Origin of the sequence: Lentihominibacter faecis (assembly GCF_014306095.1) — a bacterium.
GTDB classification, from domain to species: Bacteria; Bacillota; Clostridia; order Peptostreptococcales; family Anaerovoracaceae; genus Lentihominibacter; species Lentihominibacter faecis.
Genome location: NZ_JACRWC010000048.1, coordinates 16,589 through 38,169 on the forward strand (window position 1 = coordinate 16,589; position 21,581 = coordinate 38,169).

Genomic DNA, 21,581 nt, shown 5'->3' on the forward strand with positions numbered 1-21,581 from the left:
AAAAGTTCGGTCAATTATAGGAGGGTATGCGCCATCTGCGCGCTTGAGAAAGGATTATGATATGCCGAGAGGAATACAAAAAAAGGGGATCATTCGGGAAGAGAAAATGCTGTCTGCCGCCATCGAGCTGTTTCTGAAAAACGGATACGAAAAAACATCCACCGCATCCATCGCGAAGGCGGCCGGGCTATCGGCCTCGTCCTTCTTCGCGGCCTTTGAAAACAAGGAGGCACTGCTGCTGCGGCTGGTGGAGAATATGTATGAAGCCCAGTTCCTCCAGAGCGATGCTCTGCTGCCGGACAAGGGCGACCCGGTATTTCTCTACAGCGTGGAGACCGCCCTGCAGCTTCACATCACAGAGCTTTCCGAACCGCTGCGCGAGCTGTACGTCACCGCCTACACCCTGCCGACCACAGCAGAATACATTATTACACAAACTGCAAAAAAGCTGCAGAAGCTCTTTGCGGACTTTCTGCCGGACGCCACGTCAAAGGACTTTTACGAAATGGATCTGGCCTCCTCCGGCATCACCCGCAGCTTTATGGCCAGACCCTGCGATTTTTACTTTACCATGGAGGACAAGCTCTCCCGTTATCTCAGCTGCAACCTGACGCTGTACCACGTCCCTTCCGGACAGCAGCTGGACATCATCTCCTCCATCCTCAACATGGATCTTAGAACCATCGCGGCAAACATGATCGATGACATGATCCGGCGTGCAAAGAATCAGTTCGCATCTGTATAAAGCTAACAAAAAAGGAAGCTGATCCTGCCAGCAGGATTGCTTCCTTTTTTGTCATATTCCATTTAAACCCGTTCATACCGGCATCCCGGAAAGGCCGTGTCGAACATGCAGATGCTCTTGTAGGAGCAGTATTTGCAGGAGGTTCTGTAATTCCCCTCCATGTCTTTTTTCGTCTCTTTCTTAGGCCGGATGTCGATCTTTCCGTTGCTGATCTCCCGGCAGATCCGCTCTACCTGCTGATCCACCTGTGCAGAAAGCTCATCAAATTCTTCGCGGCTGAACAGATATCCGCCGGAAGAGCCGGAATACGATCCGTTCTTTTTCACGTATTTGATCGGGAGCACCTTCGATGCTCCGCCTATTTCTGTATCCATGGAATCGATCATGTCCATATCATCCAGCACGATCCCTTCCAGCTTATAGGCGTCCTCCATCCGTTCCGATGCAGCAGCTTCTCCCGGCACGACCGTTCTGGCATCCGCATCGGCGTCGATCTCCCGGATCTTGAACAGGAAGACACCTGCCGGCTGCATTCCCCGGTTCTGTGTCGCCGCTTTGAGATACAGCATCAGCTGCAGCTTGTAGCCGCTGCGGATCTGCTCCACGTCCACCGCATCCCCGCCGGTCTTATAGTCGATGATCCGTACCGCCGATTCCGGCAGATCCAGCACATCCATCCGGTCGATTTTCCCTTTGATCAGCACCTCATGCTCCCCGGCATTGACGCGGATCGGTGCCAGCTCCGCCCCTCGTGCAAAAGGCTGCTCAAAATACATCTCCCGGATCCTGCCTCTTCTCACCTGTCCGATCATCGCCCAGGCCACACGACTGCAGATATCCACGATCCGCTCCGTCCGGTAGGATTCATTTCGTCCTGATGACAGCAATCCTTCTCTATAAGTACCGGTTTCCTCCTGCAGGATCCTTCTGATCTCCTCCCTGCATTCTTCCTGCGTGATCTTCATCCAGCGGGAATCATGATCGGTGATGGCGATCGGCACAGCATCCAGACCCTGAAAAGAGTCTTCACCAGCCGTCAGCCGCTGAGAAAGCTTCATGATACATTCATGGTAAATATCGCCGATTTCCCGCGGCCCCATTTCAAATACTCTCAGATCCTCCGGACGCAGTCCATAGCTGATAAAATGAGCAAACGGACAACCGCTGTACTTTTCCAGACGCGACGCACTGGCCTCTATAGCACGCCGGTCGCCTCTATACAGAGCATCCGCCAGCTGTCCTCCCAGAGCATTCTGCTCGTTGTCAAACTCCATGCCGCGACGGATCCTCTCCATTTCTTCCGGTTCATGGCTGCCGAACCACAGTCCGGCATAAAGCCAGTCTTCATCCAGTTTACCATCCTCAAGATACTCACGGAACGCATCGGTCAAGTAGGATATGGCTCCCTTCGGCGAAACAGCGATCTCCGTGACTTCACCGTCCTCCAGATCTCCCAGGACGACCGAATCATCCGACTCAGCACGGCTTTGCAGGAAATTCTCCAGCTCCCGAAACACGGCAGACGGCCGCAGCTCTCCCCCGGTCTCATCGATCCGGCTGCAGCTGACATAAAGCCGCTCCTCCGGCTGCGACAACGTCCTGTAAATAGCCAGCCGCTCCTCCTGCTTTACCATGTCCTCCGTCCTGGAAAACTCCAGATCCATCTCTTCCAGCACAGCCTTTTCCCGCTCGCTCAGAAGCCCCTCGTCTGTTTTCTGCAAAGGCAGCAGTCCTTCGTTGGCGCCAAGCACCAGCAGGGCTTTCACCCTGCCGACCCTGGTTCGCTGCATGGTCCCCACCAGAACACTATCCGGATTTACCGGAACGATCCCGATCTCCATTTCGGCAAGTCCCGCTTCTACGATCTGTCGCAGAGCCCTGCCCGAAAGCCGTTCTTCTCCTACCGTTTCCACGATCTGATCGAAAATACGACAGATCACATTCCAGCTCTGCCCAGTCTCCGCTGCGCCATCCAGGAAACCAGCCTCCTGCTGTGCCTTCGCCATAGCTTCGATCCGATCTTCCATCATGAAATCATCAGCCAGAAATCCATAAAGACCCCTGATCTTTTCTCCTGCTGTATTATACTTTCCAATGCGATCCCGTGCAGTCTCGATGACAGACACCACCTGTTCACGCAGTTCATTGAATCGGTTCAGGTCTTCTGCCGTATAATTATCTCCCATACGCGAGAACGGCTTTTTCCACAGAGTTCCTCTGATCTTAAACTGCTGCACGTAGTTTTCAAGCGCATCCTGTTCCTCTTCAGCCAATCCGAGAAAGCCTGCTTTGATCAGTTGCATCACAGCACTATCTCTGTAACCATTTCCGATGATTTCCAAAAGCGACAGCAAAAATCCAACCACCGGATGCTGGATCACCTTTCGCTTCTGATCGATGAACACCGGGATCCCCCAGCGCACGAAAGTCCTGCGGATCACACCGCTCCGAAGTCCCGTATCATTGCACACAACGACGATATCACCAAACCGGTATCCGTGCTCCCGCACCAGCTGCAAAATATACGCTGCTGCCCGGTCTGCCTCCGCGTATATGTTGGATGTGCACACAGCGGTGATCCGAGGGTCTTTTTCCTGCAAAGAGTCTTCCGGACTCACCGAAAATTCCCGCAGAGTCTTGCTCCAAAGGTTATCCCTCCCAGATCCCGTTATCGCCTGACACGTCACTTCTTCGTTGAGATCCTCCGCCATCTCCGTAAGCGTCCGGATCACGAAACCCGTCAAAGAAAACAAATCCTCCCGGTCGTCCGCTGCCAGAAAGCCCGCATCGCCGGACCATGCAGCATCGCCGGACTGCGACGGATCCCCAGCATCGTCCTTTGCAGAACGCTCCGGAGGAGTCTTTGCAGGATCCTCCCATGTCATAACGATGTTCAGACTGCGTGCCGTCTTGAGGATCCGCTCCAGCACCAGCATATTCTTCGGCGTAAAGGTGTCGAACCCGTACACCCACACATCACTGGCCGCTACCAGCGATGAGCCCAGCATTTTGTCGCCGTAGAATGTAATATAGTCCTCCGAATCCAGATACTTGCCTGCGATGGCTTCCTCGTACAGAGAAAACAGGGTCACGATGTCCTTCAGCTTGTACTTGAGGAAACTGGAATCTTCCAGAGATTCCGACACCTCCCGCAGCATGTCCACGCTCACCTCCGAGCGCTTCATCTCCGAGATCAGCATATTGACCCGCTCTACAAAGGAATTCTTTCCGCGGACGCCTTTGTAGATCTTCAGTGCGTCGTCGCTTTCCTCCAGGATCCGTGTCAGCAGCATATGCCTGCCGTATTTATCGATAAGCGGCGGCACCGGGCCGCCGGCTTCTTTTAGGATCTTATGTCCCAGCGCCGAGAAGTCCACCACCGCCAGATCCATCAAGCCGGTTTTATCAAGATAAAAAAAGGCGTCTCTTTCTGCCTGCAGGGAAAATTGATCCGGTACAAGCAGCAGAGATCTGCCTTTTATGTGTTCAAATATGAATTTTTCTTTTTCGATGTTCTCGCCGCCGTAATAAATGTTCAGCATCGGTTTTCCTCACTTTTTCTGCGTGGTAAACTCCCGGAAAACATCTTTTACGGTATCGATCTTATCCGCCAGTCCGGCATTTTCGCTGCAGAATACCAGCCCGCTGTCCGGGTCGCCTGCCACACTGTGCCGCACTGCCTCGAAGAGGTCATAAGGATCCTCTCCATCTTCCGCGATTCTTTCTGAAAAGGCGGTTCTCATCGTCCGCACCGATGTTTTCATCGGGCTTCTGATTATTGTAACATCATTTTTACGACAGTTCAAATACAACTGCTTGTATCCGTCGGGAGCATCGCATTCTTCCGTTACGACGAACCTTGTCCCCATCAGGATCCCGTCAGCACCGTACTTGTAAACGAATTCCGCATCTTCCCTGCGGTAGATGCCTCCGCCCACCAGCAGCGGACAATTCTCCAGCTTGGACGCCTCTGATTTGACATCCGAGATGATCCTGCCCCATTCCTGCTCTGCCCGGTCCAGCTGCTCCTCCTTGAATCCAAGAAGTCCTGCAGCAAAAGGCCCCTGCAAAATAAAGGCATCCGGGACCCGGTTGTATTTCTGCGTCCAGTTGCGCACGATCGCAGCCGCGCCTCTGCGCGAGGATACCACCGGGATCAGTGCGATATTTTTATCCGTACAATACTTGGGCAGATCTGTCGGCAGTCCGCTGGCCACGATAACCTCTGCACCGCTCTTTGCAGCAGCCTTCACGTATTCACGCGCCGCAGGATTTCCCCACAGCACGCTGACGCCGATCAGACCCTTGCCGGAACGTTTCTTTCTTCGCTTCAGTGCTTCTGCCACTTTCTCCTGCAAAGCTTTCACATTGGCTTCCATGCGATCCCGGGCGAAGTCCTCTCTCTGCCAGCCGATATCCGAAGCGCCGATCAGTCCCAGTCCGCCTTCTTCTGCTACCGCGGATGCCAGCTTCGGACCTGCGATGCCCAGACTCATGCCGGCCTGCACGATAGGAACGGGAAGGTCTCTCTTTCCCAGCTGCAGAGGTTCCAGCGCGAAAGGCGTGGTTTTCAGATAAGACATACTGCTTTTCGCCATGAAATACTGGTTGATATTGTCTATAGCCGATATAAAATATCGTAATTTGTCAGGCTCCACCTGCTCCACAGCACCACGAAGCAGTTCTCCCATGAAGGAATCCCGCTCCGTTGCTGCTGCAATACCTTTTTCACTAAGCCCGATCTTGACTATACGCCGATCTTTATCGTCCCGCAGGCGCTCGACGTACCCCTTTTTCACCAGCTTATTGATGGTAGTGGTCAGCGTACTGACATTGATTTCTAAAATGTTGGCCACGTGAGTCATGGTCTTAGGACGTCCTGTCCCGATGGCCATGATGGCACTGATCTCCGCTCTGGAAAGATCGCTGAACTCAGAAGCTTTGATCGCTTCATCCTCCAGTCGATGAACAAGACCGAAAAGCTGTCTCATCAAGGCATGTATCTTATTGAGATCTTTATCCACGAAATCAGACTCCTAATCAAAGGCGAACATGATCTCGCACTTGCATGCCAGTTCATCCCCTACATAAGCTTCCGCCAGGCCTGTTCCTGCCGTTTTACGCAGACGTTCCATCCTCACTTTCAAAGTCAGAACGTCTCCCGGAACCACCTGTCTCTTGAACTTGGCATTCTTGATGGATGCGAAGACAGCCAGCTTGCCTTTGTTTTCCGGAAGAGAAAGTACGGTGATCCCGCCGGCCTGCGCCAGGGATTCCACGATCAGCACGCCCGGCATGATCGGTCTTCCCGGAAAGTGCCCCTGGAAATAATATTCGTCTTCCGTCACATATTTCTTCGCAACGATGGATTTGCCCACTTCCATTTCTTCCACTTCATCTACCAGAAGGAACGGCTCTCTGTGCGGGAGCACTTCCTTGATCTGTTCTCTGTTCATCAGCATGATGTTGTTCTCCTTCTCTTATCTATAAAAGCAGACCGCAGCACAAGCCCGCGGTCTGCCTGCAAATCTGTTACTAGTCTTCGTATTTCTTCATGATCAGCGTTCCGTTGTGTCCGCCGAATCCCAGGGAGTTGGACAGAACATATTTCACGTCTGCTTCTCTTCCCTCATTCGGTACATAGTCCAGATCCAGTTCCGGATCCGGCTTCTGAAGACCTACTGTCGGCGGGATGAATCCCTCGGTCAGTACCTTTGTGCAGATCACAGCTTCCAGACCGCCGGCTGCACCCAGCAGGTGACCTGTCATGCTCTTTGTGGAACTTACCGGAACCTTGGTGTCATCTCCGAACACTTTCTTGATAGCGATCGTTTCAAAGGCATCGTTGTACGGCGTGCCTGTGCCGTGTGCATTGATGTAATCGATATCGTCCGGCGTGATGCCGGCATCCTCGATGGCCATGTGAATGGCCTTTGCAGCACCTTCACCCTCCGGATCCGGCGACGTGATGTGATATGCATCGGAGGTGGCACCGTATCCTACGATTTCACCGTAGATCTTAGCACCTCTGTTTTTAGCGTGTTCCAGTTCTTCCAGGATCAGGAATCCTGCGCCCTCGCCCAGGATGAATCCGCTTCGTTCCACGTCGAACGGGATGGAAGCTCTGTCCGGATCTGTTGTCGTGTTCATGGCTGTCATATTGGCAAAGCCGGAGAAGGATACCGGAGCCAGAACGGATTCTGCACCGCCTGCCATAACAACGTCGTTATATCCGTGCTTGATATTTCTGTAAGCTTCTCCTATATTGTGCGTACCTGCTGCACATGCAGAAACGATACCGAAGCTGACGCCTTTCGCATTGAATTCCATGGAGATATTCCCTGCGATCGCATTAGGCATCATCATCGGGACCAGCAGTGCGGATGCTCTGGCCAGATTGCCCTTCTTCACGCACTTTTCTACTTCATGTTCCATGGTGGAAATGCCGCCGATACCCGTGCCTCCGTATATGCCGAAACGATCCGGATCCACGTTTTCGCCGCTGACGATCCCACTGTCTTCAACAGCTTCTCTGGCAGCTGCCAGCGCATACTGGTCTGCGATATCCAGTCTCCTGGCAGCTCTCTTGTCGCCAAAATCGAAATCCTTGACTTCCGCAGCCAGCGTCACCTTGTGACCTTCCAGATCGAATCTGGTGATCTCCGCGATACCGTGCTTTCCAGCCTTGATAGACTCCCACATGGCGTCCACATTATTTCCAACCGGAGATACCACGCCGATCCCGGTCACAACTACTCTCTTTTCCATTTGATTTTTTCCTCCCCAAATACTCGTTTTTGTCTCTCTCATCTCTTAAACGGTCAATTTTTACATGATCAGTCCGCCGTCTACGGCAATGATCTGTCCTGTTACATATGTGCTGAGATCAGATGCCAGATACAGTGCTGTATTGGCGATATCCTGCGGCTGTCCCAGTCTCTGCATGCTGATATTCTGAGCTGCATGGCTCTTCTGTTCATCGGTCAGAACGGCCGTCATATCCGTTTCTACGAATCCCGGCGCAATGCCGTTTACACGGATACCTCTTCTGCCCAGTTCCTTCGCAGCGGAAAGAGTCATACCTACCAGACCTGCCTTGGACGCACTGTAGTTGACCTGTGCCGGATTTCCCTTAAGGCCTGATACGGAAGACATGCTGATGATGGATCCGCTTCTCTGTTTGATCATCAGCGCAGAAATAGCTTTCGTCATATAGAATGCACCATTGAGGTTTACATCGATCACTTTAGTGAATTCTTCCGGCTTCATCTTGATCATCAGCTTGTCATTGGTGATCCCTGCATTGTTTACAAGGATATCCACTTTTTTATCGAACTCGTCCTTGATGATCTGGGCGATGTTTTCCGCTGTCTGCGGATCAGTGATATCGCCGTTGTACATCCGCACTCTCGTGCCATATGCTTTTAATTCTTCTTCCGTCTTAGCTGCTGCTTCCGGGCTGCTGATATCACAGATGATCACATTGGCGCCATTCTTACAGAACGTCTCTGCGATGCACTTGCCGATTCCTCTTACTCCACCTGTAATGACCGCTGTTTTTCCCTGTAACATATCTCTACCTTCTCTTTCTTAAACCAGTTCTTTCAACTGCGCGATAGTTTCCTGCAAAGTTTCCACGTTCTCCACGTTGAGCGCAGCGATTTCCTTACACGTTTTTTTCGTCAATCCGGAAAGAGTCGTTCCCGGACCGACTTCAATGATAGCTTTTACGCCGTCTGCCTCGAATCTTCTGATGATCTCCTCCCAGTAAACCGGGCTCATAGCCTGTTTCGCCATGATTTCCACCAGATAGTCTTTCAGATCTCCGCCATCATAATCTTTCATGATGTCGTCAGCAGTCACATCGGCATATACGGTGATTTCCGGCATTTTCAGTTCTGCCTGACGCAATACGTCCTTCAGCTTTTCTGCAGCCGGGATCATCATAGGGCTGTGAAATGCCGTGCTGACGCTGAGGGGGATCGCTTTGATCCTGTTTTCTTTCGCCAGTTCTGCAAAGCGTGCTACAGCTGCCTTGTCTCCGGCTACGACAGTCTGCTTCGGAGAGTTGAAGTTTACGCCTTCCAGGATACCATCTTCTCTTGCCTGCTCCACCAGATCCAGGATCTTTTCCCTTTTACCCAGTGCTGCCGCCATGGTTCCCTTGGCGTTGCCGTCTTCATCACGTCCAGCCTCCTGCATCAGAGTTCCTCTCTGTGCTACGATCTCTACGCCTTCGCTGATCTTCGGTATCACCCCTGCAGCCGTCAGTGCAGAGTATTCTCCCAGGCTGAATCCAGCTACTGCATCGATCTCCAGCTTGTCGGAAAGCCCGTTCTTTTCCAGTTCTGCCAGCAGCGCTTTATAGGCTGCCATGCTTACAGTGTAGATTGTCGGCTGTGTCACGTGAGTCTGTTTTAAAGTCTCCGCATCGCCCTCGAAACACCATTCCTTGATCTGGTCTCCCGCCAGATCGAAAATTTCTTTTGCCTGCGGGTAAGAATCATACAGATCCTTTCCCATACCGCTATACTGTGCGCCCTGCCCTGCAAATACGATTCCTATCTTCATAAATCTCTTCTACCTCCTTGAACATCTCTTCTATGATCTCTGCTGCAGGCTGTTCCTTTTTCACCAGACCTGCGATCTGTCCCGACATGATGTTGCCGTTGTCGGAATCTCCGTCCCGCACAGCGGCTGCCAGTGTTCCCGTACATAACTGATTGATTTCTTCTTCCGGAGCATTCTGTTTTTCCAGAGAAAGGATCTTTCTAGCCAGTTTGTTTTTTATGATACGCACCGGATGTCCCGTGCTCCGGCCTGTTGCTACCGTGGAGGAGTCCTTTGCTTTGATGATGGCATCCTTGTACCCCTGTGCCACGATACATTCGTTGGCCACCAGGAACCGGGTTCCTACCTGAACGCCCTGTGCTCCCAGCATATATGCTGCTGCGATCCCTCTTCCATCTGCGATACCGCCGGCTGCGATAACCGGGATATCAAGCGCATCCACCATCTGCGGAACTAATGCCATGGTAGTCGTCTCACCGATATGTCCGCCTGCTTCTGTTCCTTCTGCCACAACTGCATCTGCGCCGGCTCTTTCTACTCTCGTCGCCAGTGCCAGATTCGCTACTACAGGTACGACCTTGATGCCTGCCTCCTTCATTTTAGCAATGTATTTTCCCGGATTTCCTGCTCCTGTCGTTACCACCGGTACTTTTTCTTCGCATACGACATCGATCAGTTCCTCCACATTATCCGCCAGAAGCATGATATTTACGCCAAAAGGCTTGTCTGTCATCTCTCTTACTTTCGCGATCTGATCCCTCAGCCAGTCAGCGCTTTCGCCACCGGATGCGATAATGCCAAGGCCCCCGCCATTGCTTACAGCAGCCGCCAGATTACATTCTGCGATCCGTGCCATAGCTCCCTGGATGATGGGATACTCCGTTCCTAAGATCTCACAAACATTGATCATAATTACCTCCTGTTACTATTACCGGTATTACCATTCTATAATTGCCGCGGCTGCACAAAGCCCGCCGCCAAAACCTACTAACGCTATTATATCACCTTTTTTCATCTTTTGGGTTAAATTCAGATCATATAATGCCATCGGGACTGTTGCGGAGGAAACATTTCCCCCGTCCTGGATACTGATCTGAAATTTCTCGATCGGCTGACCAAGTTTCTGTGCCGCCGCCTGGATGATCCTGCCGTTAGCCTGGTGAAGCACGAACCAGTCTACATCATCGCAGGTCAGACCTGCTTCTTCCAGTGCCCCCTTCGTTACTTCATCGATAGCGTTCACTGCGAACTTGAAGACTGCCCGCCCTTTCATGAAAAGGGGCTGCGGTGTCAGGTCATCCTCCCAGAAAGGAGGGTTGATGTAATTGGCCTTACACTTGATCGCACCTTTCACATCATCGTAGTTCTTAATATATGTACTTAATATACCCCGTTCGTTTTCATCGCTTTCCAGTACGGCCGCCCCTGCTCCGTCCCCAAAGAGGATGCAGGTTTCCCTGTCCTCCCAGTTGGTAACTCTCGTCAGTCGTTCCGTTCCAATGACCAGCGCCCGTTTTGGGGCTCCATCCTTGCTATACTGAGAAAGTGCTGTATTCATGAGTGACTCTGCGATCCAAAGCCCGTATACGAATCCACTGCACGCTGCATTGATGTCAAAAGCGATGGCACGTTCCAGTCCCAGCTCTTTCTTCACCATTGCGGCCATGCTCGGGGTGATGTTGTCCGGCGTGATAGTTGCTACAACAACAAGGCCGATGGAATCCTTATCGATTCCCTGCAAAGCCTGCTCCGCAGCAGCCGCCGCCATGTCCAGCGAGCTTTCTGTCGTTGCGATCCTTCGCTGTTCGATCCCGGTTCGATCTAGGATCCATTCGTGACTGGTATCCACGTGCTGCGAGATATCTTCATTGGTAATAACTTTTTCCGGCAGGTATTTCCCTGTGCCGATGATTTTAATTCCCATGGTTGCCCTTTCTATTTGTTTTGATTTCAAATACTTTGATTGTCAAAGTATTTATATAATACCGCACTTCTATTAAAAAGTCAATACACCCGAATCTGGAACGTACCGCCGGGTGCTGCACGGACAGGATGCGAGATATGATGCGAAGTATTATGAATTCCCAGATTGGAAATTATCTGTTCCAACTGGGAACTAGTCGCTCAACGCCGATATTTTTTTGGACTATGAATTCCCAGGTTTGATTTTTTTAAGACCATATGGGAAGTTCCACGCTGCAAATATTACAAAATCAATCTGCTGCGGTTATTATAATGCCTAAAACCACATAAAAACTATTTGTTTGGGAACTCTCTTTCTCTGTACTGTAAATAAGTTGCAAAACAGTTCCCATCTTGCTGTTCTATTTTTCAAAATGGGAATTCATGAATGGGAGCGTAGCTCTCAAGCAACAAAAAATCCAAATCAAGCTCTCTTTTTTCACGATCTGGGAATTCATGATTTCCTTATCTTATATCATAATACGATTTCTGCCAGTTTACGGCTAAAGCAGCTCCAGCAGTTCCGCTGCCTTCCGAATCACATGATCCGGCGCATCTTCTCCGAAGTCGTCTCCTGACTTTAACGCCAACGACCATCCTACCAGTACAGATGTAACGCCGGCGTTTTTCGCACAGAGGATATCGAACATGGTATCTCCAAGCATAATGGAATTCCCCGGCAGGGAATGAAGTTTTTTCAAAGCGATATTGACCGGTTCCGGATCCGGCTTGTGTTTTTTCGTATCTTCCGCTGTGACCACCACATCAAAGTAGTCTTTTAAATCATATTTCTCCAGTCCCTGCTTGGTCGTATAAGCCAGTCTTGATGTCACAAGACCGGTCTTTTCACCGCGTTCCTTTACCTGGCGCAAAAGATTTTTCATGCCGGGAAACACCGTAATCAGATCACCAAAATTGTCACGATGATAGCTTCTGTAAATCTCAACAGCCTCATCTACTGGCACATCCGGGAAGAATTTTTTCATCGTCACTTCCAGCGGTTCCCCAAATGTCTTTATGATCTTCGCCACATCCTCATCACGATGCTCTATGGTCTGAAATGTATGCTGCCATGAGCGAAGGATCACCTCGTTGGTATTCATTATCGTTCCATCAAAATCAAACAATACTGTATCAAATCTTTTCATATAACGCTCCTGTTCTATATGGAAAAATCGAGTGTTCCGAAGAACACTCGATTTTCGTGGTGTATAAAAATGATTTTAGAGATTTCAATTTACACAAAACTATTATTTCGGTTTAATATCCACCGAACATAGACAGCATTACCGATGCCGCAACTGCCGAACCGATTACACCTGCTACGTTAGGTCCCATAGCATGCATCAGCAGGAAGTTTGACGGATTTGCTTTCTGTCCTTCGATCTGGGATACACGAGCTGCCATCGGTACTGCAGATACACCTGCGGAACCGATCAGCGGGTTGATCTTACCGCCAGTCAGAACGTTCATCAGCTTAGCGATCAGAACACCACCAGCCGTACCTACTGCGAATGCGCAGACACCCAGTACTACGATCTTCAGTGTGGAAGCTGTGATAAAAGTCTGTCCTGTTGCAGATGCTCCAACGCAGGTACCCAGCAGGATTACCAGGATGTTCATCAGAGCGTTTCCAGCTGTGTCAGCCAGTCTGCCAGTTCTGCCGCATTCCTTGAACAGGTTGCCCAGCATCAGCATACCAACCAGCGGAGCTGCAGACGGCAGAAGCAGAACTACTACTGTAGTTACAGCGATCGGGAACAGGATCTTCTCTCTCTGAGATACGACTCTCAGCTGTTCCATCTTGATCTGTCTTTCGTGTTCCGTAGTCAGCGCCTTCATGATCGGCGGCTGGATTACAGGAACCAGAGCCATATAAGAGTAAGCAGCTACTGCGATAGGTCCTAACAGGTGATCTGCCAGTTTACTTGTCAGATAAATCGCTGTCGGGCCGTCAGCACCACCGATGATACCGATGGAAGCAGCCTCCTGTGCATTGAAGCCAAGAGCGATAGCTGCGAAAAATGCGAAGAATATACCGAACTGCGCAGCCGCACCCATGATCAATGATTTCGGGTTTGCGATCAGCGGTCCGAAGTCGGTCATGGAACCAACTCCCAGGAATATCAGGGACGGCAGGATCGGCTTCATCAGATAAAATACCGTCAGTACCCCTGCATCCGACAGCTGATCAGAGCTTGTCAGTTCGAAATGCTCAATGAAGATACCGGTTACCGGCAGATTCGAGAGCAGCATACCAAAGGCGATCGGTACGAGAAGCAATGGTTCAAAGCCTCTACGAATTGCCAGGTATAAGAAAATGAACGATACAATGATCATTATTCCGTTTTGATAGTTGAAGTTCGCGATTCCTGTATCATGCCACAGGTTCACAAACGAATCTAATATGGCTCCCATATTGTGTCTCTCCTTTTCCTTAAACGACATAATGACGCCAATTAACGTCACCGAAGAAATCTTAACATATCTCCAATTCCAATACAAGTATGTATTTTATAAATACTGTATACAAAGCCCTTTTTCCCTTGTGCTCCCGGACACCGTCCGTCCAGTATCCGCAAGTCCTGCAGCCATTTTTGCTAAGACTTGTTCATGCGCATGGAAAGCCCGATCTTCTGTTTTTCAGGATCGATCTTAATGATCCGAACTTTGACCGTATCACCGACCGATACTACATCCATCGGATGCTTGATATATTTGCTGCTCATTTCGGAAATATGCACCAGACCATCGTTCTTTACACCGATGTCTACAAATGCTCCAAAATCCACTACATTTCGAACTGTCCCTTCCAGTTCCATGTCCACTTTCAGGTCGTCAAAAGATCGCACATCGTTTCGGAAGATTACTGCCGGAGCATCCTCACGCGGATCGCGACCCGGTTTTTTCACTTCTTCTATGATATCCGTCAAAGTCGGTACACCGATTTCCAGCTCCTGTGCCATCTTCTCCACAGCTTTTTTCATGTTACGTTTTGGTTTCTTATCTTGTGCTGTCAACTGCGCCAGCGCGCCAAGACCCTTGGCACGCGTCTTAGGCTGTTCCTTCTTTGCAGTTTCCCCGTAATGATCCCAGATCCTGTCATCCAGTTCTGCAACGCCGCCGCGTCCCAGCTGAGCCTTGTCGATGCCCAGCTTCTCCAGCATGGCTTCTGCAGCCTTGTACGATTCCGGATGTACCGATGTGCTGTCCAGCGGATTCTTCCCGTCCGAGATCCGCATAAATCCTGCGCACTGATTAAAGGTTTTTTCTCCGAGCTTGGCGACCTTCTTCAGTTCTTTTCGATCTTTGAACACACCGTTTTCTTCCCTGTATGCCACGATGTTGCGAGCGATCCCCATGTTGATGCCTGCCACATGAGCAAGCAGCGACGGAGATGCCGTATTAAGATCGACTCCGACTCTGTTTACACAGTCTTCCACTACATGATCCAGGGCACTTTCTAAAAGCCCCTGGTTTATGTCGTGCTGGTACTGCCCCACACCGATGCTTTTGGTCGGGATCTTCACCAGCTCTGCCAGCGGATCCTGAAGACGGCGTCCCAGCGACATGGCTCCACGCACCGTTACATCCAGATCCGGGTATTCTTCCGTCGCCAGCTTGGACGCCGAGTACACCGATGCTCCCGCTTCATTGACGATGGTGTAATGGATATCGAGCCCGCTCTTGCGAATGAACTCCGCCACTACTTCTTCCGTTTCGCGGGACGCCGTCCCGTTGCCGATGACGATGGTATTGATGCGGAACTTTTCTGCCAGCTTTTTCAGCACGGCTTCCGTTCCTTTTATATCTTTTTTCGGTTCCGTCGGAAATACCGTCGTATAAGCAAGCAGCTTTCCTGTTTCATTGAGGACAGCCACTTTGCAGCCAGTCCGGTATCCCGGGTCGATGCTGATGATCCGTGCTCCCTTTACCGGTGGCACCATCAGCAGCTTTTCTGTGTTCTTTGCAAAGACCTTGACCGCTTCTTTTTCTGCCCGTTCCGTCAGCATATTACGCATTTCACGCTCCGCAGACGGTGCCATCAGACGCTTGTAGGCATCTGCAACGGTATCGCCGAGAAGTTCTTTATAGATCGACTTTTCGTTAGTAATAATGCTGCCCGACAGAAGGTTTTCCATCTTCTCCGCATCGGTCACTACCTTGACTTTCAGCTTCTTTTCTTTTTCTCCGCGGTTTATGGCCAGGATCCGGTGATTCGGGATCTTATCGATCCCTTCGCTGTGATCGTAATACATTTCGTACACAGTCTTTTCTTCGCTGTCCACTGCTTCTGTGCGGATGATCCCGGTATGCTCCGTTTTCTCCCGGACAGCTGCCGTCAGTTCCGGATCATCGGAAATACGTTCCGCGATGATATCGCATGCTCCCTGCAAAGCTTCCTCCGCCGACTCCACGCCTTTGTCCGCGTCTGCAAAATCCTTTGCAGCATCCAGCGGGCTTCCGGACTCTTCCTTCTGTGCCCAAAGGATCTCCGCCAGAGGCGCCAGACCCTTTTCTCTGGCCTTGGAGGCACGGGTCGCCTTCTTCTTTTTGTATGGTTTATAAAGGTCTTCCACGCGCTGCAAAACTTCAGCCTTGCGGATCTCTTTCGCCAGTTCATCGGTCAGCTTGTCCTGCTCTTCGATGAGGCGGATGACCTCTTCTTTTCTCTCCTCCAGATTTCGAAGGTATGTCAGCCGTTCGTCCAGATCACGGAGCACCACGTCGGAAAGTCCGCCGGTCGCTTCCTTTCTGTAACGAGCGATGAATGGGATGGTGTTGCCTTCGTCGATCAGATTGACCGTCTGCTCCACCTGCGACTGCTTCAGCCCAAATTCTTTTGCGAGCACTTCAATGATATTCATATGCCTACTCCTTCTGCTTCAGTTTTCATTGATAAAGTAATCCAGGTCGCCGTCCATCACGGCGTTGACATTGCCGACTTCGGCACCCGTTCGATGATCCTTGACCATGGTGTATGGATGGAAAACATACGAACGGATCTGGCTTCCCCAGGTGATCTGGCTATAATCACCCTTCAGTTCATCCAGACTTTCTTTATGCTCCTGCTCTTTCAGTTCCAGCAGCTTGGATTTCAGCAGTTTCATCGCTGTATCCTTGTTCTGGTGCTGGGATCGTTCGTTCTGGCACGTCACCACGATATTGGTCGGCAGGTGGGTGATCCGGATAGCCGAATCCGTCTTGTTGACGTGCTGACCGCCTGCCCCGCTGGAACGGAACGTATCGATCCTCAGATCATCCGGATCGATCTCCACATCCAGATCCTCATCGATTTCCGGGATCACATCCAGCGATGCGAACGATGTGTGTCTTCTGCCGGAAGAATCAAATGGCGAAATACGCACCAGCCGGTGAACACCCTTCTCATTTTTCAGATATCCGTAAGCGTTTTCTCCTTCCACCAGCAGAGTCGCACTCTTGATACCGCCCTCTGTATCTTCCTGCATATCGATCAGCTTCGATTTATATCCTTTTTTCTCGCACCATCTGGTGTACATGCGGAACAGCATTTCTGCCCAGTCCTGAGCGTCCGTTCCGCCTGCTCCCGCATGAACGGAGACGATGGCATTGTTCTGATCATATTTACCGTCCAGCAAAGTCCTGAGCTTCAGAGCTTCCAGCGCATCGGAAATTTCTTTGCAGGATCCTGCCGCCTCCTCCGTCAGGGATTCATCCGGTTCTTCCTCTGCCATTTCCACGAGGACTTCCAGATCCTCAAGCTGCGAACCAAGATGATCCAGCTCTCCCAGCTTGCCTTCGATGGACTTCTTTTCTTTCATATACTTCTGCGCACTCTCGGGATCATCCCAAAAGCCCGGCTTGTTCATTTCCTCTTCAATGGAGGTCAGCTTTTCCTTTAACCCAGCCGGGTCAAAGGGACTCACCTGCCTCTTTCAGCATGCTCTGCAAAGCAGGCAGCTGTGCCTTGATCTCATCGATCTGCATACATTCACATCCTTTTCTGTTTCTATCTTATGCTTCAGTCTGCGCAGGCGCCTACTGATTTCTGCCGCAGCAGTGCTTGTATTTCTTGCCGCTTCCACATGGACACGGATCGTTTCTGCCAACCTTCGGTGCGTCTCTGCGAACGGTTTCCTGTTTATGTTCCCGCTTCGGCACTGCAGCCTGATCAGGGACCTGCTGTCCGCCTGCCTCCATCGGCTTGTCCTCATACTCGTCCTTGCGACCTTCCCCCGATCCCAGAACGTTCTTACGCTGCGTCGTGGTCTGCACCGTAACATTGTAGCAGAACTTGACGAACTCTTCCTTGATGCCGTTGATCATCATTTCGAACATATCGAAGCCTTCCTGCGCATAGGCAGCAGCAGGATCCTGTCCGCCCAGTCCACGCAGACCGATTCCACTCTTTAACTGATCCATGGCGTCGATGTGATCCATCCACTTATTATCTACGACACGGATCAGGATCATCCGCTCTACTTCTCTCAGCTTGTCCGCTCCGATCTCCTCTTCTTTGGCTTTATAGAGATCTGCAAAGTCCTCGTAAAGGCCTGCTTTCAGGCTCTCGGCGTCCATGTCAGCCAGCGTTTCTTCATCAAATACCAGATCTTCAAAGGCCGGTGCGATCTTTTTCAGTCCTTTGTTCAGGCTTTCGAAATCCCATTCTTCCGGATATTTCGAAGCCATCACGACAGGATCGGTCACATTGTCGATCAGTTCATGGGTCATAGCTTCCAGATCTTCCGTCAGATCCTCACCGAACAGTACTTTTTTACGTTCTCCGTATATGATCTCACGCTGCTTGTTCATAACGTTATCGTACTGCAGTACGTATTTACGAATGGAGAAGTTCTTGCCTTCCACTTTCTTCTGTGCATTTTCGATCTGCCGCGTCACCACACCGGATTCGATCGCTTCATCTTCTTCCACACCAAGACGCTGTACGATCGCCTGCATCCTGTCGCCGCCAAACAGACGCATCAAATCGTCTTCCATGGAAATGCAGAACTGGGTCTGGCCCGGGTCTCCCTGTCTTCCGGAACGACCTCTCAGCTGGTTGTCGATACGTCTTGATTCATGACGTTCTGTACCAACGATAAACAATCCGCCAAGCTCCCGCACCTGCGCCTGCTCTTCCCGGCGTTCTTCCTTGAACTGCTCGTGAAGCTCATTAAACCGTTTACGTGCCTGCAAAAGCTCTTTGTCTTCGCTCTGTACGAAGCTGGTTGCAAAAGCGATAGCATCCTCATCATAGCCTTCCTGCTCCATAGCTTTCTTGGCTTCAAATTCCGGGTTGCCGCCCAGAATGATGTCGGTACCTCTTCCCGCCATGTTGGTAGCGATCGTGATCGCTCCAAGACGACCTGCCTGTGCGATGATCTGCGCTTCCTTTTCATGATGCTTTGCATTTAAGATATTAAAATCCTTAATGCCCCGTTTGCGGAGCATAGTTGCGATCAGCTCGGACTTTTCGATAGAAATGGTACCTACCAGCACCGGCTGTCCTTTTTTGTGAGCCGATTCCACTGCATCTACGATCGACTTGTACTTGCCATGCTCCGTCGCATAAACAGCATCCTTCAGATCATTACGGGCAATCGGCTTATTGGTCGGGATCACCACGACGTCCATGTTGTAGATGTCCCGGAATTCTCCTTCTTCCGTTTTTGCCGTACCGGTCATGCCGGACAGTTTCTGGTACATACGAAAATAATTCTGCAAAGTAATAGTCGCCAGGGTTTTTGACTCCGAGCGTACCAGTACATGTTCCTTGGCTTCGATGGCCTGATGCAGTCCGTCGCTGTAGCGTCTTCCGAACATCATACGACCGGTAAATTCATCGATGATGATTACCTCACCGTCTCTTACGATGTAATCCACGTCCCGCTTCATCATGTTACGCGCTTTCAGTGCCTGCAGCACGTGATGGTTGATTTCCATGTTTTCCGGATCGGAAAAGTTCTCTACGTTGAAGTAAGCTTCACACTTGGCTACTCCGTCTTCCGTCAAAGAGATCTGTTTGTCCTTTTCTTCTACAGTAAAGTCATCATCCTTTTTCAACGTCCGAACGAAGCCATCCGCCTTGGTGTACATATCCGTGGACTTGTCACCTTTACCGGAAATGATCAGCGGTGTTCTGGCTTCATCGATGAGGATGGAGTCCACTTCGTCGATGATGGCGTAGTTCAGTTCCCGCTGCATCATGTCTTCCTTGTAGATCACCATGTTGTCTCTCAGGTAATCAAATCCATATTCGTTGTTGGTTCCATAAGTGATGTCTGCGTTGTACGCCGCACGCCGCTCTTCCTCGGTGATGCCGTGGATCACACAGCCTACTGTAAGCCCCAGGAACGTATAGAGCTTTCCCATCCATTCCATATCACGCTTCGCCAGATAATCGTTGACCGTAACGACGTGAACGCCTTTTCCTTCCAGTGCGTTGAGGTAAGCCGGCAGCGTTGCCACCAGTGTTTTACCTTCACCGGTTTTCATTTCCGAGATCCTGCCCTGATGAAGTACGATCCCGCCGATGACCTGCACATAGAAGTGCTTCATCCCCAGGCTCCGCCATGCGCCCTCTCTGCATACTGCAAAGGCCTCCGGCAGCAGTGCGTCCAGTGTTTCACCTTCCTGGATCCGTTTTTTAAACTCTTGTGTCTTGTCCCGCAGCTCCTGGTCTGTCAGCTTCTGATATTCTTCATCATAGGCCATGACCTTGTCCGCGATTTTGGAGACTTTTTTTACTTCCTTTTCATTCAGGTCTCCAAAGATTTTTTCCATAAGACTCATCTATCGTTCCCCTTTCTGGAATCACAGGTCTTCCTCCTGCAGTTCCTCTACCATCAAATTTATTTCTTTCGCCCGTCTATCATCTGCTTTCGTCACCTTAACAGACAGTCGTTTTCCATCCACGATCGTTTCAAACTGGTCGCCTTTACGCGGAAGCCGGTCAAGCTGCATCACTACCCAGCCGTTGACTGTATTAGCTTCCTGAACTTCCTCTTCTATATCGAAATAGTCGAATACCTTGCTGATATTGGCTTCTCCCTTGATTCGGAAGCTGCCGTTCTGCAGCGGCATGATATCCTGAGATATCACCACATCGTGTTCGTCGAAGATCTCACCGACCAGCTCTTCTATGATATCCTCCATGGTCACCAGGCCCTCCGTCCCGCCGTACTCATCGATCACGACAGCCATATGGATCTTCATCTGCTGCATTTTACGCAAAAGATCCGAAACACGCATCGTCGTGCTGACGAAAGCCACCGGCATCACGTAATCTGACAGATTCTTGCCCGTCCATGCCAGATAGTTATGAAAATCTTTCTGATTGATCACACCGATGATCTTGTCGATATCTTCCTCATACACCGGAAGCCGCGAAAGTCCCGTCCTGCGGAAAATCCCTGCCAGCTCATCCAGCGGGCAGTCGATCTCAACTGCTTCGATCTTCGGTCTTGGTGTCATAACGTCTTCTGCTGTCAAGTGATCGAACGCTATTGCATTTTCGATCAGCTTGCCGTGTTCTCTGGAAAGACTTCCGCCTTCTTCCGCTTCTTCCACCATGATCATCAGTTCATCTTCACTGATCCCTTCATTTTCATGGAACTTAAATATTTTAGCAATGAATTGTTTCCATTTTGTGAAGAGAAAGTTAACAGGTGTTAAAATCGTCGTCAGAAAAGTGATAAACGGAGCAGATACCATAGAAAAATTCTCTGCCTTTTCCTTTGCGACACTCTTCGGCGTGATTTCTCCGAAGAGCAGCACGACTACCGCTACGAAAAGCGTGGCGATGGTCGGTCCCTTTGCACCGAATAAATCGACACAGATCACGGTAACGAATGCCGTAACACCGATATTCACGATATTGTTGCCCACCAGGATCGTCGTAAGAAGCTTGTCGTAATCCGAAAGCAGGCGCAGCACCCGCTCCGCTTTTTTGTTTCCATCCCCGGCCATGTTCTTCATTCGGATCCGGTTCGCCGAAGTAAATGCGGTCTCCGTTGCTGAGAAGTATGCCGAAAACGAGATCAGAACTACCACGACAACAATATCTAAAGCCATTTGACTGCTCATAAAAACCCTTTCCTCCCTGTATGCCCTTTTGATTCTTTTAAATCAGTATCCTATAAGTATACCTGATTCTTCCATAAAAAGAAACACTGAATACAGGATTAGACCGCTTTCCCTTGAAAAAATAAGGGTCTAATACTTATAGTACTAGACGGTTTCACCCTTTTTTCGTATATTGTCTCTGCATAAATACGACTATTGACGGAGTTACGTCTTTCGTTTTCTTTGATAGAATTGC

The 21,581-nt window shown here is 50.4% G+C and carries 15 protein-coding genes; 1 reads left to right on the forward strand and 14 read right to left on the reverse strand.

The window, feature by feature from the left end:
- Window positions 1-61: 61 nt before the first annotated feature.
- The gene (locus H8876_RS03390; protein ID WP_249286529.1) at window positions 62-745 is read left to right on the forward strand and encodes a TetR/AcrR family transcriptional regulator; all 684 of its coding nucleotides are present in this window, start codon (window positions 62-64) and stop codon (window positions 743-745) included.
- A 62-nt stretch (window positions 746-807) separates the two neighbouring features.
- Here the strand turns inward: H8876_RS03390 and H8876_RS03395 are convergent, their stop codons facing one another.
- The 14 genes from H8876_RS03395 to H8876_RS03460 all read right to left on the reverse strand — a co-directional run bounded on the left by H8876_RS03395 (window position 808) and on the right by H8876_RS03460 (window position 21,346).
- On the reverse strand, window positions 808-4,287 hold the full coding sequence (locus tag H8876_RS03395; RefSeq protein WP_249286530.1) for a PD-(D/E)XK nuclease family protein: 3,480 nt from the start codon (window positions 4,285-4,287) through the stop codon (window positions 808-810).
- A 9-nt stretch (window positions 4,288-4,296) separates the two neighbouring features.
- Window positions 4,297-5,769: a nitronate monooxygenase gene (locus H8876_RS03400; RefSeq protein WP_249286531.1), complete on the reverse strand. Its 1,473-nt coding sequence runs from the start codon at window positions 5,767-5,769 to the stop codon at window positions 4,297-4,299.
- Between the two features lie 12 nt (window positions 5,770-5,781).
- Window positions 5,782-6,207 carry a 3-hydroxyacyl-ACP dehydratase FabZ gene (fabZ, locus tag H8876_RS03405; RefSeq protein WP_249286532.1) on the reverse strand — a complete coding sequence of 142 codons (426 nt, stop codon included), beginning with the start codon at window positions 6,205-6,207 and terminating at the stop codon, window positions 5,782-5,784.
- Between the two features lie 73 nt (window positions 6,208-6,280).
- Complete coding sequence (fabF, locus tag H8876_RS03410) at window positions 6,281-7,513, reverse strand: beta-ketoacyl-ACP synthase II (protein ID WP_249286533.1); 1,233 nt, start codon at window positions 7,511-7,513, stop codon at window positions 6,281-6,283.
- 60 nt (window positions 7,514-7,573) lie between these two features.
- Complete coding sequence (gene fabG / locus H8876_RS03415; RefSeq protein WP_249286534.1) at window positions 7,574-8,317, reverse strand: 3-oxoacyl-[acyl-carrier-protein] reductase; 744 nt, start codon at window positions 8,315-8,317, stop codon at window positions 7,574-7,576.
- Between the two features lie 18 nt (window positions 8,318-8,335).
- Window positions 8,336-9,316: an ACP S-malonyltransferase gene (locus H8876_RS03420; protein WP_177264710.1), complete on the reverse strand. Its 981-nt coding sequence runs from the start codon at window positions 9,314-9,316 to the stop codon at window positions 8,336-8,338.
- Window positions 9,273-10,226: an enoyl-[acyl-carrier-protein] reductase FabK gene (gene fabK, locus H8876_RS03425; protein ID WP_249286535.1), complete on the reverse strand. Its 954-nt coding sequence runs from the start codon at window positions 10,224-10,226 to the stop codon at window positions 9,273-9,275. The genes H8876_RS03420 and fabK overlap by 44 nt, the downstream gene beginning before the upstream one ends.
- 27 nt (window positions 10,227-10,253) lie before the next feature.
- Window positions 10,254-11,240 (reverse strand): 3-oxoacyl-ACP synthase III family protein, encoded by a 987-nt coding sequence (locus tag H8876_RS03430; protein ID WP_249286536.1) that lies wholly within the window; start codon window positions 11,238-11,240, stop codon window positions 10,254-10,256.
- Window positions 11,241-11,781: 541 nt separating this feature from the next.
- On the reverse strand, window positions 11,782-12,426 hold the full coding sequence (locus tag H8876_RS03435) for an HAD family hydrolase (protein WP_249286537.1): 645 nt from the start codon (window positions 12,424-12,426) through the stop codon (window positions 11,782-11,784).
- A gap of 112 nt (window positions 12,427-12,538) precedes the next feature.
- On the reverse strand, window positions 12,539-13,696 hold the full coding sequence (locus H8876_RS03440) for a sodium ion-translocating decarboxylase subunit beta (RefSeq protein WP_249286538.1): 1,158 nt from the start codon (window positions 13,694-13,696) through the stop codon (window positions 12,539-12,541).
- A gap of 182 nt (window positions 13,697-13,878) precedes the next feature.
- Window positions 13,879-16,146 carry a Tex family protein gene (locus tag H8876_RS03445; RefSeq protein ID WP_249286539.1) on the reverse strand — a complete coding sequence of 756 codons (2,268 nt, stop codon included), beginning with the start codon at window positions 16,144-16,146 and terminating at the stop codon, window positions 13,879-13,881.
- 18 nt (window positions 16,147-16,164) lie between these two features.
- Window positions 16,165-17,248 (reverse strand): peptide chain release factor 2 gene (gene prfB, locus H8876_RS03450; RefSeq protein ID WP_417493189.1). Its coding sequence is split into 2 segments (ribosomal slippage): window positions 16,165-17,184 and window positions 17,186-17,248, totalling 1,083 coding nucleotides; the frame shifts between segments, so codons are not numbered across the junction.
- A 51-nt stretch (window positions 17,249-17,299) separates the two neighbouring features.
- Complete coding sequence (gene secA, locus H8876_RS03455) at window positions 17,300-20,053, reverse strand: preprotein translocase subunit SecA (protein WP_249286541.1); 2,754 nt, start codon at window positions 20,051-20,053, stop codon at window positions 17,300-17,302.
- Window positions 20,054-20,074: 21 nt separating this feature from the next.
- On the reverse strand, window positions 20,075-21,346 hold the full coding sequence (locus H8876_RS03460; RefSeq protein ID WP_249286542.1) for an HlyC/CorC family transporter: 1,272 nt from the start codon (window positions 21,344-21,346) through the stop codon (window positions 20,075-20,077).
- Window positions 21,347-21,581 lie beyond the last annotated feature (235 nt).

Excerpts from the sequence above, each read along its gene's own strand:
- fabF (WP_249286533.1), bottom strand. The coding sequence starts at position 7,513 with ATGGAAAAGAGAGTAGTTGTGACCGGGATCGGCGTGGTATCTCCGGTT.
- fabZ (WP_249286532.1), bottom strand. The coding sequence starts at position 6,207 with ATGCTGATGAACAGAGAACAGATCAAGGAAGTGCTCCCGCACAGAGAG.
- fabK (WP_249286535.1), bottom strand. The coding sequence starts at position 10,226 with ATGATCAATGTTTGTGAGATCTTAGGAACGGAGTATCCCATCATCCAG.
- H8876_RS03420 (WP_177264710.1), bottom strand. The coding sequence starts at position 9,316 with ATGAAGATAGGAATCGTATTTGCAGGGCAGGGCGCACAGTATAGCGGT.
- H8876_RS03390 (WP_249286529.1), top strand. The coding sequence starts at position 62 with ATGCCGAGAGGAATACAAAAAAAGGGGATCATTCGGGAAGAGAAAATG.
- fabG (WP_249286534.1), bottom strand. The coding sequence starts at position 8,317 with ATGTTACAGGGAAAAACAGCGGTCATTACAGGTGGAGTAAGAGGAATC.
- H8876_RS03435 (WP_249286537.1), bottom strand. The coding sequence starts at position 12,426 with ATGAAAAGATTTGATACAGTATTGTTTGATTTTGATGGAACGATAATG.
- H8876_RS03445 (WP_249286539.1), bottom strand. The coding sequence starts at position 16,146 with ATGAATATCATTGAAGTGCTCGCAAAAGAATTTGGGCTGAAGCAGTCG.
- H8876_RS03430 (WP_249286536.1), bottom strand. The coding sequence starts at position 11,240 with ATGGGAATTAAAATCATCGGCACAGGGAAATACCTGCCGGAAAAAGTT.
- H8876_RS03395 (WP_249286530.1), bottom strand. The coding sequence starts at position 4,287 with ATGCTGAACATTTATTACGGCGGCGAGAACATCGAAAAAGAAAAATTC.
- H8876_RS03440 (WP_249286538.1), bottom strand. The coding sequence starts at position 13,696 with ATGGGAGCCATATTAGATTCGTTTGTGAACCTGTGGCATGATACAGGA.
- H8876_RS03460 (WP_249286542.1), bottom strand. The coding sequence starts at position 21,346 with ATGAGCAGTCAAATGGCTTTAGATATTGTTGTCGTGGTAGTTCTGATC.
- secA (WP_249286541.1), bottom strand. The coding sequence starts at position 20,053 with ATGAGTCTTATGGAAAAAATCTTTGGAGACCTGAATGAAAAGGAAGTA.